Origin of the sequence: Plantactinospora sp. KLBMP9567 (assembly GCF_033446045.1) — a bacterium.
In the GTDB taxonomy this organism is placed as follows: Bacteria; Actinomycetota; Actinomycetes; order Mycobacteriales; family Micromonosporaceae; genus Plantactinospora.
In genome coordinates, this window is sequence record NZ_JAWQRR010000038.1 from 140,902 (window position 1) to 153,596 (window position 12,695).

Sequence of the window (12,695 nt, forward strand, 5' to 3'; positions counted from 1 at the left end):
GCTCGACCGGGACGCCCTGGTGGAACTCGTCGAGCGGCACCGGGCCGAGGGGCGGGCCGTCGTCTTCACCAACGGCTGCTTCGACGTACTGCACCGGGGGCACGTGCGCTATCTCGACCAGGCACGCGATCTCGGCGACCTGCTGGTGGTGGCGGTCAACTCCGACGACAGCGTACGGCGGCTCAAGGGCACGGACCGCCCGGTGAACCCGGTGGAGGACAGGGTGGCGGTACTCGCCGCGCTCTCCTGTGTGGACCATGTGGTGGTCTTCGAGGAGGACTCGCCGAGCGCGCTGATCGAGGCGATCCGCCCCGACGTGTACGTCAAGGGCGGCGACTACCCGCCGGACATGGTCCCGGAGGCACCCCTGGTACGCCGGCTCGGCGGCCAGGTCCGCACCCTCGGCTACGTACCCGACAAGTCCACCTCGGCGGTGATCGACCGGATCCGTTCACACGGCGAGGACCGGCGCCAGGCGGCGGCCGCCCGTCCCGGGGATGAGGCCGACCGGCGCCACCTGCCCGACGGCGCCCAGCGCCACTCCCCGCCCGACGGCGCCCAGGGCGCCTCGCCGGACGGGAGCAGGGAGGCCGTTCCCGCTTCGGCGGACTCCGGCGGGACGGCGTCCGGGCCGAGCCGCCAGGCGTGAGCGCCGGGCCACATCGCGCCCAGGGTGGCGCGGCACCGAGGACGATCACCCGCCCGCTCGACCCCGGCAGCCCGGCGGACTTCCGTACGCCCCGTCTGCTGGACGTGCTGGTGCCGACCCGGAACCGCCCCGCCGAACTGGCGGTCACCCTGGCCGGGCTGGCCGCCCAGCGCCCCGCCGGGGCCGGCGCGCAGGCCGCCGACACCGACTCCGCCGGGCCGGACGGGCCGGACGGGTTCGGGGTGGTGGTCAGCGACCAGTCCGACGGGGAACCTGGCTGGGCCGCACCCGCGGCGGCGGCGATGGTGCGGGTACTCCGGCACCGGGGCCATCCGGTGCTGCTCACCCGCCGGCTGCCCCGGCGGGGCCTGGCCGAGCACCGCGCCTACCTGCTGGACGCCTCGGCGGCCCGGTACGTGCTCTTCCTCGACGACGACGTCTGGCTCGAACCCGGCAGCGTCGACCGACTGCTCAGCGCGATCCGGGAACTCGACTGCGGCTTCGTCGGCAACGCGGTGCACGGACTCTCCTATCTGGACGACGTACGGCCGGAGACGCACCGGCACTACGTCGAGTGGGACGGCCCACCGGAGCCGGAGCGGCTCCGCCCCGGCACGCCGGAGTGGGACCGGGCGCAGATCCACTCCGCCGCCAACCTGCTGCACGTCACGGAGGCGCGACGGCTGCCGGCTGGACAGTGGCGGGCGTACAAGGTCTCCTGGATCGGCGGCTGCGTGCTCTACGACCGGTCCCGGCTGCGCGCGGCGGGCGGGTTCGACTTCTGGACCCGGCTCGACCCCGGGCACCAGGGCGAGGACGTGGCCGCCCAACTCGCCGTGATGGCCCGGTACGCCGGAGCCGGCGTCCTGCCCAGCGGGGCGTACCACCTGGAGGCGCCGACCACGGTGACCGAGCGGACCATGGAGGCCTGGGAGGTCACCGCCCGGTCAGATCGGCCACCGCCGCCAGCACCTCCACCACCGGTACGTCGGTGACGAAGGAGACCTGGTGCGGGCAGGCCGGCCCACCGCCGCCCCGGGCCGGATAGATCTCCCGGCTACAGTCCCGGCCGCAGACCGGGCAGTTCAGGGTCCACGAGGCGATCGGCCGGTGCCGGCCGCGCAGCGGCGTCGCGCAGTTGATCACGTTGCCGACCCAGAAGATGCCGACGGTCGGGGTGTCCAGCGCGGCGGCGACGTGCACCGGACCGGTGTCGTTGGCCACCACCACCTCGCAGCCGGCGTAGCAGCCGATCAGGCCGCCGAGCGAGAGTTCGCCGACCACCGAGCGGACCGGCCGCCGCGCCGCCGCCACCACCTGCTCGGCGAGGTCCCGCTCGTCCGGGGTACCGGTCACCAGCACCTCGTAGCCGTCGTCGACGAGTTGGTCGGCGACCTCGGCGAAACGCTCCGGCGGCCAGCGGCGACGCGGATCGCTCGCCCCGGGGTGCAGGGCGATCCGGGGGTGCACCGGCTCGCCCAGCACCGTGCGCGCCTCGGTCAGGTCCGCCTCGGTGGCGACGAGCCGGGGCACCAGGCCGGTCGGGCTGGCGCCGACCAGGCCGGCGACCTCCAGGTAGCGGACCACCTCCGGCTGGTAGTAGACGTACCGGAGCCACCGGTCCAGCGGCGGCGCGTCCTCGCTGCGCAATCCGGCGGTCACCCGGGCACCGAGCCCGGCCACCAGCGGATTGGAGTTGGCCCCGCCGCCGTGCATCTGGAGCGCGAGGTCGAACCGCTCCCGGCGGGCGGCGTCGAGGAACCGGGCCATCGACTCCGCCGACGGTGCCGGTTCGCCCGGCCCGGCCACCCGGATCCCGTGCGCGGGCGGCACCACCATCACCCGGTCGACCGGACCGGGCCGGTCCCGGAGCAGGCGCTCGTGCCAGGGTGCGCCGATCAGCACGAGTTCGGCGTCCGGATAGCCGGCCCGCAGCGCGTCGAGCGCCGGCAGCGCGAAGATGAAGTCGCCGAGCGCGTTGGCCCGGAGTACGGCAATCCGCTCGACGTCACCGACGAGATCGCGCACCTTGCCGATCATCGGGTACGGGTCCGCCGCCCGCTCAGCCCGTGAACCCGGGGCCCGGGGTACCGGCGGCGGTGTCCGGGGCGTGCAGTTCCCGGTCGGCGGCCGGGTCCACGGCTGCGGGCTGGATGCGGGCTCCGCCGGTACGCCCGGCGCGCTGGCCCGGGTCGTGGCGCCGGCCGCCGATGGTGATGGTCCGCCGGCCCGGCCGGGGCGCCTTCGGCAGCCTGACGGTGAGCAGACCGTGGTCCATCACGGCGTCGATCCGATCCGGGTCGACCGGTGCCGGCAGGTGCACCCGGTGCTCGAAGGCACGGGCCTGCGATCCGCTGCCGACCATTCCGTGGTCGGCGTTGACCTCGGCCTCGGAGCGGGCCCGGATGCACAGCTCACGGTCGTCGAGTTCCAGGGCCACCTCCTCCGGGGCCACCCCGGGCAGCCGGGCCACCACCGTCCAGCCGTCGTCGCTCGGACTCAGCTCGACATCCGGCTGCCCGCCCCGGCCGCCGACCAGCGCGGAGCCGACCAGCCGGCCGAGTTCCGCGCGGAGCGCCTGCAACTCACCCAACGGATCCCAGCCCCGGTCTCCGGTGCCACGTCCTGGCTCAGCCATGCCGCCGTGTTCCCTCCCGTCGTCTCCTGCCACTCGTCGGAACCACCGCCCGCCACCGGCCGGCGGCACGGTCCCGGATACCCGTCCTCGGGCCGGTCAACGCGTCCGGACCCGGGTTACTCGGCGACCCGGCGGGCGTAGTCGTGCGGAGCGGCCGCAACAGCCGGCGCGGCGCTCGCGACAGCCGGCCGCCGCCACGGTCCTGGTTCCCTGCCGTGGTCCTGGCTCCTGACCGGTTGGCGATCCGGACCGACACCACGCGGATCGGCCGGTGGTCGCGGTCGCCGCCCCACTCACCGCTTCTCGGGTCGGTCCGCGGACGCCGCGGCGGTGGTCCGGGGACGCAGCGAACTCGACGCGTTCAGGTCGGCCTCCGGATCCACCCCGACGCCGAGCCGGTCCACCAGTTCGCCGCCGAGCCAGGCGCCGAGCCCGGCACCGGCCACCGCGACCACCTCGATCGCGACCAGGGCACCGCCGGCCGCCCGGGTGTCCGCGGCCAGCCGGACCGCCCAGACGGCGGCGAAGAGCAGCAGCACGGCGATGTTGGTCGAGGCGTGCGCCACCCCCACCCGCTTGGCCCGGGTCCCGGACGGTACGGCCAGCAGGTCCACCGCGCCGGCCATCACCGCGAGTACCCCGCCGATCAGGCCGACCAGGATGTTCCAGTAGGCCAGCTCGCCGAGGAACGCCGGGCCGCCGGCCACGTCGATGATGTCGAAGATCGTGGCGGACACGAAGAGGGCGATCGGGAACATCACCAGCATCGGATGGACCGGGTGCCCGAGCACCTTCAGTCGGCTCTCCATCATCGTCGCCTCCCAGGCTCAGCGGATGCGGCGCCGCAGCCGTCGTACCCACGCACTCGTCATGCGTAGGCCGACACGTCCGCACGCTGCTGACGCGGTACCCGAATTGTCCGCCCGCAAACCCTCCGTACCGCGCTGTTCCGCTATTTCGGGGCTGAATGCTGGTGCCGGCGGGCCCTCGGCTGCCGGGCCAGCGCCCGCCAGGCGGCGACCACCACCCCGAGCAGCACGGAGTTCGCGGTGCAGAAGATCAGCAGCGGCGAGAGGAAGATCATCGCCGGGGCCGACGAAGACCAGCACGCCGAAGCCGACCAACCGGGACCCGGGCGACCCCGCCCAGCACCCGGCGCGCGAAGAGGGCCCAGGCGAGCAGGAACAGCGCACGTGGCCCGGTTCGACCTGCCCGCCGTACTGCCGTGACGTACCAATCCCCGACTCGATGCTCCGAGCGCAGAGGGATGGATGCTGCTACTCCGCCGGCAGCATCCCGACCCGGTAGCGGTCCGCCGGATACAGGTCGGACGCCCCCTCGGAATGGGTGACCACAAGCAGCGGCACACCCTCTGGCACCTCGTACTCGCGTCGCTCGGCCGGCGTCGGATTCCGTGCCCACACGGCAGAACCCGGCTCGGCCTGAACCACCTCGGCTCCGGATGCTCTCGTACGACCACACCTAGCCGGGCGCCAGCTCGGCCAAGCCCTCGTTTCGTACCTGCTGCAACGCGGCTCGGGCGGTCTTCGTCGCCACGCCGTAGGCCTGGGCCAACTGCCCTTCGGAAGGCAGTGCACCTGTGGCGTCGAGTCACGGAGCTTGCCGAGTTCATCGAGCGTAACCCGGATCCGGGTCGGGTGAACGCCAGCGGCGCCAGGTCCCCGCGCCGAGGCGCACCATGATTTGGCGGCGTCCTCTACGGTGATCGGGTGGCACTGGGTGGGTATCGTCTCGGGGTCGATTTCGGCACCTCGTCCACGGTGGCGATGCTCGCGGGTCCGGACGGACGGGCGAAGCCGTTGCTGTTCGACGCGTCTCCGCTGCTGTCGTCCGGGGTGTTCGCCGGCCCCGGCGCCGGCCCGCTGCTCACCGGCACAGACGCCGAACGGGCTACGTCCACCCACCCCGCGGGCTTCGAGGCCAACCCGAAACGGCGGATCGACGATCACGTCATCTGGCTCGCCGAACGGGAAGTCACCGTCACCGACGCGATCGCCGCCGTGCTGACCCGGGTGGGCACCGAGGCACGCCGGGTCGCCGGCCGGCCACCGGACGCGGTGGTACTCACCCATCCCGCCGGCTGGAGCCATACCCGGCTCGGCATCCTGGCCACCTCCGCTGACCGGGCACAACTCGGCGACTGCTCCTTCGTCGCCGAACCGGTCGCCGCAGCGGCGTACTTCGCCGACATCCTCGGCCGCGACCTGCCGGTCGGCCGGTGCCTCGTCGTCTACGACCTGGGTGCCGGCACCTGCGACGTCAGCATCGTCCGCCGCACCGCAGGCGGGCTGGAGGTGGTCGCCACCGCCGGGCTGGACGACGTCGGCGGCCTGGACCTCGACGCCGCCATCGTCACCCACGCCCGCTCACTGACCACCGCCGCCGGTGATGCGTGGGGACGGCTGGAGTGGCCGCGAACCCCCACCGACCAACGCGCCCACCAACAGTTGTGGCGCGACGCCCGTACCGCCAAGGAACAACTGTCCCGGCACACCACCGCCGACCTGCACATCCCGCTGGTCGACACCGTCGTCCACGTGACCCGCGACGAATTCGAAACAGCGGCCCGCCCCCACCTCGACCGCACCGTCGACCTCACCGCCACACTGCTGCGCGACACCGGCGTACCCAGACAACACATCGCCGGCATCTTCCTCGTCGGCGGCTCCTCCCGGGTACCCCTCACCGCCTCCCTACTGCACCGCACCCTCCGCATCGCCCCCACCGCCCTCGACCACCCCGAACTCGTCGTCGCCGAAGGCGCCCTCCACATCCCGACCACCAGCACCCACCCGCCGACCAAACCCACCCCGCCAGCAGCAGCGGCACCCACCGAGCCGGCCCCAACACCCGCCACACCGACCCCGACGAACCCAGCACCCCCAGCCGACACCTCGACCACCGCCGACGCCGATGCCCACCACATCGACCAGCCAACAGCAATCGATACCACCCCTGGCGATGCGACAGCGGAGCGCGCCACCCTCGACGCCACCCCGGTCCGCTGGCCACGCTGGCCGCCCCGAACCCGCCGCGACAAGGCCACCATCGGCGGCACCATTGCCCTGGTACTGGCCATCATCGCCACCACCGGGTTATGGCGCTTCCTGCCAACCGGGCCGGACTCATCCGGCGATCCACCGCGCGGCACCTTCATCTTCGCCGGTGCTGGTGACCCGAATGACTTCGACCCGATCTTCAACTGGGACGAGGAGTCGCTCCGACCCATCCGGCAGATGTACGACACCCTGGTCAGCCACAAGCCGGGTACGGCGGAGCTGACCGGCGGCCTGGCCGAGAGCTGGGAGCACGACGCCGACGGCAAGGTCTGGACGTTCAAGCTGCGTAAGGGCGTGAAGTTCCACGACGGTACGCCCTTCAACGCGGCCGCGGTCTGCTTCAACTTCGAGCGCTGGTACAACATGAAGAGCCCCAGCGCCCAGGACCGGATGTTCCACTACAGGGACGTCTTCGACGGGTTCGCGAAGAACGAGACTACTGACGCAGGCGACCCGGTCTACAAGAGCTGCGCGGCCAAGGACGATGCCATCGCGGTCCTCATCCTCAACAAGTACAAGGGCGCCTTCCCGGATGCCTTCGCGCTCCCCGCGTTCTCCATCGCCAGCCCGACGGCGCTGAGGAAGTACGCCGCCGACCCGGTAGAGGACGACGATCGCCTCAGTTACCGGCCCAGCCAGTTCGCCACCGCGAACCCGGTCGGCACCGGCCCGTTCGCCTTCGGTGGCTGGGACAAGGCCAAGAACGTGATCACGCTGAACCGCAACCCGGACTACTGGGGCGACAAGGCCAAGGTCGAAAAGGTAATCATCAAGGTCATCGAGGACGGGAGCAGCCGTGAGCAAGAGCTGCGGGCCGGCACCGTACATGGCATCGACTTCCCGGCCATGGCGGACCGCGAGGCGCTGGCCATCGAGGGCTTCCAGGTGCTCAACCGCCCGGCCTTCAACATCCTCTACCTCGGTATCAACCAGAGGAACAACCCGAAGCTCCAGGACCTGCGGGTACGGCAGGCGGTCGCGTACGCGCTCAACCGCGAGCAGATGGTGCGAACCCTGGCCCCCGCCGGCTCCACGGTGGCCAGTCAGTTCATGCCGGACACCGTGCTCGGCCACGCGCCGGACGCGCAGAAGTACGAGTACGACCCGGACAGAGCCAGGCAGCTACTCAAGGAGGCCGGCGCCGAGGGGCTGACCCTCAACTTCTACTACCCGACGGACGTCTCCCGGGGGTACATGCCCAACCCGCGGGAGTCCTTCACCGCTCTCGCGAACGACCTGCGGGCCGTTGGCGTCAAGGTCAACGGTGTCCCACGGCCGTGGCACTACTTCCTGCAGGACGTGCGGGAGTCCGGCAAGCAGGACCTGCACCTCCTCGGCTGGATTGGTGAAAACAGCGACCCGGGTCACTTCGTCGGGACGTTCTTCGGCCGGGACAGTGCCGAGTTCGGCAACCAGGCGATGACCGACATGTTCGGCGCCATCACCAAGGCCGACGGGACCGTTGACGAGGCCGCGAAGAAGACGGCCTGGGAGCAGGTCAACCGGGACATCGCCAGCAAGTGGCTGCCGGCCGTGCCGATCTGGCACGCACCGCAGGCGATCGTGGTGACCAAGGACGTTACGGGTCTGGTCGTCAGCCCGCTGAGAGACGAACAGTTCAACACGCTCTCCGTCGCGGCCGAGTGACAAGCAGCGACTGACGCCCGCGCCCGAATAGGTGATTCCGCACACGTTCCGCAAGACCGTCGCCCCCTCGCCGACAAGGAGGCCGACGCCGACCGCGCCGCCGCCCAGCTCGACCACAAGACCAAGGAGATTGTCAAGAAGCACTACATCGTCAAGCCCACCCTCGCCCCGGACAGTTCTCACACACATGAAGAGCTTGGCCAAGTCAGGCGGCCACCGGCCCTGAACGCCGAGGTCACGGGCCGCGTCCAACCGCCGAACCCCTGCCCGGACAGCAGCGCCGCACCAGCGGACATGTCGAACCTGATCGCCCACAGGCTTTTTTTGGGGGGTTCGGGGGCTGATTCAAAACCACATAGACAAACATGAGGCCCGTTGCACACTCGCTAACGTTGCCCGCACCGGCGTGGTGCGTAGTCTCCTGGGCGGCGGCCCAACAAGACCGAGCGGGAGTGGCAAGACACGCTCGGAAGCGCGCAGAGCGGGTTGGACCACTTCTGCCGGCCCGAGCGCGTCTACGGCCTCGGCATGAGCGACGACGCCGGGGAGGACGCCCGTCCGGCGTACCTGACCGCGTCCGGGATCTATTACAACACTGGGCGCAAAGGACAGCGAGGTCTACGTGACAGGCGACGATCCGGCCAGGGCGGAGGCCGCGGCCCGGAAGTGGGTCTCGAACTGGCTGGAGCGGGTGAAGACGAGGGTGAGCGACCTGGACGCCGGCTGAACTTGCGGATGGGATTGGCGTCGTCGCCGACCCGGGGAACGAACGGCAACCTACTGACCGTGGAAGCCAGCTTACCGTTGTATGAGCATCTGAACGACGCCCCCGGCATCCTGCCGGGGCGTCGTTCGCGCCTACTCGAACATCTTGGTGATTACAACGGCTGCACTCGCCGCTGCGATGGTCTTCTGCCAGCCTTGCGGCAGGATACCGACAGCGGCGAGCGCACTGCCAGGTGGCGCGCCTGTGGTCGGTGGTCGGCTCGCGCACCGAGTCGGTATCGAACACGCGGGGCGTCACCGCCGGGCCGGGGTGCCGGTCGGCGGAGTCCGTGGTGAGCGGGGTCGCATGGCGAGGTCGATGACCTCGCCGGCGGTACTGGTGGCGGCCAGTGCCGCCGCGAACAGGATGAGCTGGTTGACGACGTTGAGGAAGACCAGCAGCCCGACGGTGCCGGCGACGACGTGGTACGTCGGGTTGGCCTCGGTGCGCTGTACGTAGAAGCTGCCAACGGTCTTGAGCAGTTCCAAGCCAATGGCGACGAGCAGCGCGGGTAGGACGACACGGCGCGGCGGCATGCGTAGCCGTGGCAGCCCGGTGAGCACCGCGGCCGACAGCAGCGTGCTCACGGCGATGCCAATCACGAGGGCGATCGTGGCCAGCAGCCACCGGCCCGGCGCGGCGTTCGCGCTTGCGGTATCGACCAGCCGGTTGGCCAGGGCGGTGGTGGCGAACGCTGTGGCCAGGGAGGCGGCCAGCAGCAGGCCGAGCCCGATCAGCACGAGCAGGTCGACCAGCAGGCGGACGACGAAGATACCCGGGTACTCAGGCAGTTGCCAGACCTTGCGGATGGAGGACCGGAGCGAGTCCACCCAGAACCAGCCGGTGATCGGCAGGCCGAGGAACGCGATCACCCCGATGGTGCTGCGGGCGGTCCGTAGTGCCTGTACGTCGAGGCTGGGCAGGTTCTGGGCGAGGTATCGCTGCACCGAGCGCTGCACCGCCGGATCGTCCAGGACGAATCCGAAGACGGCGAAGCCCAGCAGGGCCAGCGCGAACGTGGCGAAGAAGGCGTAGTAGGTGACCGCGGCTGCGAGCCGGCCGCCGTCGGCTTGGCGATAGCGCGCCACGGCTCGGGCGAGGTGGTTCAGCCAGCCGTGGCGGCGGCGGGCGCGCTGCCACAGCACGGCGGCCCGCTGCGCCATGCTCGGGGTCGTCATGTCGCCCGCGCTACCCTGCGGTCACCGGAGCCACGCTCCGGACGGCCACGATGGGACGCGCACCCGAGGTGCTGTGGTAGCCGGCCGCGTCTTGCGGAGTCATGTGCCGGTTGCGGCGCCGCCGGCCGGCGTCCCCGGATCGGAGTTGACGGAGGTCGCCATCGGCGGCGGGGTTTCCTGTTCGATACGGGTCTCGCTCTGGTGCGCGGTCTGCTCGGCTTCGGCCTGCTCGTCGTCGGTGGGTCGGGTGCCGGGCGGTTCGCGGTCGGGGGTGGGCTCGCCCTGCGGGTGTGCGACCAGGTACCGCACGGCGGTGTTGGCCACGGCCAGCACCGGTACGGCCACGAGCGCACCGACGATGCCGGCGACGACGAGGCCGGTGGCGATCGCGAGGATGACGGCGAGTGGGTGCAGGGCCACGGCGCGGCCCATGATGAGCGGCTGCAGCACGTGGCCTTCCAGTTGTTGCACGCCGATGACGACACCGAGCACGATGAGCGCGGTGACCGGGCCCTGGGTGACCAGCGCGACCAGGACGGCGACCGTGCCGGACAGGGTGGCGCCGATGACCGGGACGAAGGCGCCCAGGAACACCAGCGCGGCCAGTGGCAGCGCGAGCGGGACACGCAGCACGGCCAGCCCGATGCCGATGCCGACGGCGTCGACGAACGCCACCAGCACCGTGGCGCGTACGTACGAGCCGAGGGTGTGCCACGAGTAGTGACCTGCGCGAGCTACCGGGATGCGGGCCGGCTGCGGCAGCAGGCGGCAGACGAACCGCCAGATCTGGGCGCCGTCGCGCAGGAAGAAGAACAGGGTGAACAGCACGAGGAAGAAGCCGGCAACGACCTCGCCGACCGTCGTGGCGGTGCTCAACGCGCCGGAGGTGATCGCGCCCTGGTTCTCGGATATCTGCTGCTGTAGCCGTTCGAACCATCCGGTGAGCTGGGCCTGGGAGATGTGCAGCGGGCCGCGCGCGAGCCAGGTCTGTACTTCGTTCACGCCGTCGCGGACCTGGGTCGACAGGTCGTCGAACTGGGAGATGACCGTACCGACGATCAGCCCGAGGCCGCCGGACACGGCCGCCAGCCCACCGACGAGCACCGCGCCGGCGGCCAGGGACCGGTTGATTCCCCGGTTACGCAGCACTCGGACGGCCGGCTCGAACAGGGCGGCGAGCAGCAGCGCCACCGCCACCGGGATGACCACGATATGCAGGATCGCAATCACTCTGATCAGTAGGTAGGCGGCGGCGACGAACAGAATCAGCCGCCACGCCCACGCCCCGGCGATGCGCACGCCGCGGGGGATACCGTCGTCCACGGTGGGTGTCGGCCCAGCGACCACCGGCCCGGTGGTATAACCCAATGCGCTGTCGACCCGGAACGGCGGCAGCGAGTTGCCTCGCCGGGCGGTCGTCAACCGGGTACGCGCCCGCTCGCGTACAGACCCGATCCAGCTCATGGCAGCTCCCTTCCGATCGTTCCCGCGGCAGAGAAGTACCCACTATGGGACCGGTCGTCACCAGGTCACGTCCGGTCCAGGCGTACGATGAAGGCGTTGCTACGGACCAGGTGATCCGACGCTCCGCCGCCAGTGGACGCATTCGCGCCGGTCAAGGGCATGATGACCGAGCAAACCGACCAGGCGCCCCGCCAAGCCAGCCGTTAGGCACCCCGCGTCATCCGTTACCTGGGGGTGTCGGGCCCGTCATGCCGCTGCTGAGGCCGCGACGAATTCGCCCGCTGCCGCGCTTGCCGACCAACCGTAAGGAACCTGCCGTGACCATCACCGCCGCTCAACGCGTCACGATCGTGCCACCTTCACCGCCCTCGACACCCCGGGTACGCCTGGTACCGGCCCGCGCCAGCCAGGCGGTCATGAATGGTGGGTGGTGGCCGAGATCATCCGCCGAAGCGGCGGCCCGCGCCGCGATGGCGTGGGGCCGCCGATCCGACCAACACGATGCGGGCACCGGATATCCTCGCCGCCATCCCGCCAGGCTCGGATCAAGTGCCGGTCGCCCACGCCGGACAGCACGCCGACGCGGGTTCGACGTGGAACAACGAGGGCGGCCGTCTCGTAGACGACCGTCCACACCGGAGGGCGAGACATCGTCCCGCGGCCCAGGTTATCCGGCCCGACGGTCTCCGCTGCCCCGACAGGCGCTCAGGAGTGGATCTCGCGCAGACCGTGAGCCGCAGCGATGAACCCGACCGGTGAACGTGGTCGCGACCGCGATGCCATGGGACGCCCACGTAGCGCCCGCCCACGCGACGAACTGGGGCGACCGTTGCCGCGCGATGCAGACGGCGTGGCGGGCGTGCCCGACGACATCGCGCTGTCCCCGGCGGACTCGCTCGCGCAGGCACAGCGACTGCTCGACGACGGTCGCGCCTTCCACGCGCACGAGGTGTTGGAGGGTGCATGGAAAGCCGCCCCAGAGCCCGAACGCGAGCTGTGGCGCGGTCTGGCCCAGCTCGCCGTTGGCCTCACGCACGCCCAGCGGGGCAATGCCGTGGGAGCGGTGCAACTGCTACGCCGCGCCGCGGACCGCGTCGAAGGGTACGCAAAAGCGGCGCCGTATGGTCTCGACACGGCTGGGCTCGTGGTCTGGGCGCGCGCCCTGGCCGTACGTGTCGAGACGGACGGCTTTGGCGGACTCAGCCGGGGCGACCTCGTCCCGCACCTTCGACCTGAGGCGGGACGCCGGCACGATTGACGTGCCCGAACACGC

General features: G+C 71.2%; 10 protein-coding genes and 1 pseudogene. 4 read left to right on the top strand and 7 right to left on the bottom strand.

Annotation, left to right across the window (positions count from 1 at the left end; all coding sequences use genetic code 11):
• Positions 1 to 37 precede the first annotated feature (37 nt).
• Positions 38 to 460: pseudogene (rfaE2, locus tag R6Y94_RS45325) on the top strand (D-glycero-beta-D-manno-heptose 1-phosphate adenylyltransferase); the annotation flags it as partial.
• Between the two features lie 233 nt (positions 461 to 693).
• A complete protein-coding gene (locus R6Y94_RS27985; protein WP_318398900.1) occupies positions 694 to 1,644 on the top strand; it encodes a glycosyltransferase family A protein in 951 nt (316 codons plus the stop codon).
• Here the strand turns inward: R6Y94_RS27985 and R6Y94_RS27990 are convergent.
• The 5 genes from R6Y94_RS27990 to R6Y94_RS45330 form a co-directional block, all read right to left on the bottom strand.
• On the bottom strand, positions 1,586 to 2,689 hold the full coding sequence (locus tag R6Y94_RS27990; protein WP_318398837.1) for a glycosyltransferase family 9 protein: 1,104 nt from the start codon (positions 2,687 to 2,689) through the stop codon (positions 1,586 to 1,588). The genes R6Y94_RS27985 and R6Y94_RS27990 overlap by 59 nt on opposite strands.
• A gap of 22 nt (positions 2,690 to 2,711) precedes the next feature.
• Positions 2,712 to 3,287, bottom strand: coding sequence for an Hsp20/alpha crystallin family protein (locus R6Y94_RS27995; protein ID WP_318398838.1), 576 nt, complete (start codon positions 3,285 to 3,287; stop codon positions 2,712 to 2,714).
• A 293-nt stretch (positions 3,288 to 3,580) separates the two neighbouring features.
• The gene (locus tag R6Y94_RS28000) at positions 3,581 to 4,096 is read right to left on the bottom strand and encodes a DUF2231 domain-containing protein (protein WP_318398901.1); all 516 of its coding nucleotides are present in this window, start codon (positions 4,094 to 4,096) and stop codon (positions 3,581 to 3,583) included.
• 143 nt (positions 4,097 to 4,239) lie between these two features.
• The gene (locus R6Y94_RS28005) at positions 4,240 to 4,371 is read right to left on the bottom strand and encodes a hypothetical protein (RefSeq protein WP_318398839.1); all 132 of its coding nucleotides are present in this window, start codon (positions 4,369 to 4,371) and stop codon (positions 4,240 to 4,242) included.
• A gap of 398 nt (positions 4,372 to 4,769) precedes the next feature.
• Complete coding sequence (locus R6Y94_RS45330; protein WP_412102908.1) at positions 4,770 to 4,880, bottom strand: GntR family transcriptional regulator; 111 nt, start codon at positions 4,878 to 4,880, stop codon at positions 4,770 to 4,772.
• Positions 4,881 to 5,017: 137 nt separating this feature from the next.
• Between R6Y94_RS45330 and R6Y94_RS28010 the strand changes: the two genes are divergently transcribed.
• Complete coding sequence (locus tag R6Y94_RS28010; RefSeq protein ID WP_318398840.1) at positions 5,018 to 8,014, top strand: ABC transporter substrate-binding protein; 2,997 nt, start codon at positions 5,018 to 5,020, stop codon at positions 8,012 to 8,014.
• 1,020 nt (positions 8,015 to 9,034) lie between these two features.
• Here the strand turns inward: R6Y94_RS28010 and R6Y94_RS28015 are convergent.
• Both R6Y94_RS28015 and R6Y94_RS28020 read right to left on the bottom strand, forming a co-directional pair.
• Positions 9,035 to 9,958 carry a YihY/virulence factor BrkB family protein gene (locus tag R6Y94_RS28015; protein WP_318398841.1) on the bottom strand — a complete coding sequence of 308 codons (924 nt, stop codon included), beginning with the start codon at positions 9,956 to 9,958 and terminating at the stop codon, positions 9,035 to 9,037.
• A gap of 99 nt (positions 9,959 to 10,057) precedes the next feature.
• Positions 10,058 to 11,422 carry an AI-2E family transporter gene (locus R6Y94_RS28020; RefSeq protein WP_318398842.1) on the bottom strand — a complete coding sequence of 455 codons (1,365 nt, stop codon included), beginning with the start codon at positions 11,420 to 11,422 and terminating at the stop codon, positions 10,058 to 10,060.
• An 859-nt stretch (positions 11,423 to 12,281) separates the two neighbouring features.
• On the opposite strand from R6Y94_RS28020, the gene R6Y94_RS28025 reads away from it, so the two are divergent.
• Positions 12,282 to 12,680, top strand: coding sequence for a DUF309 domain-containing protein (locus R6Y94_RS28025; RefSeq protein ID WP_318398843.1), 399 nt, complete (start codon positions 12,282 to 12,284; stop codon positions 12,678 to 12,680).
• The last annotated feature ends 15 nt before the right edge of the window (positions 12,681 to 12,695 follow it).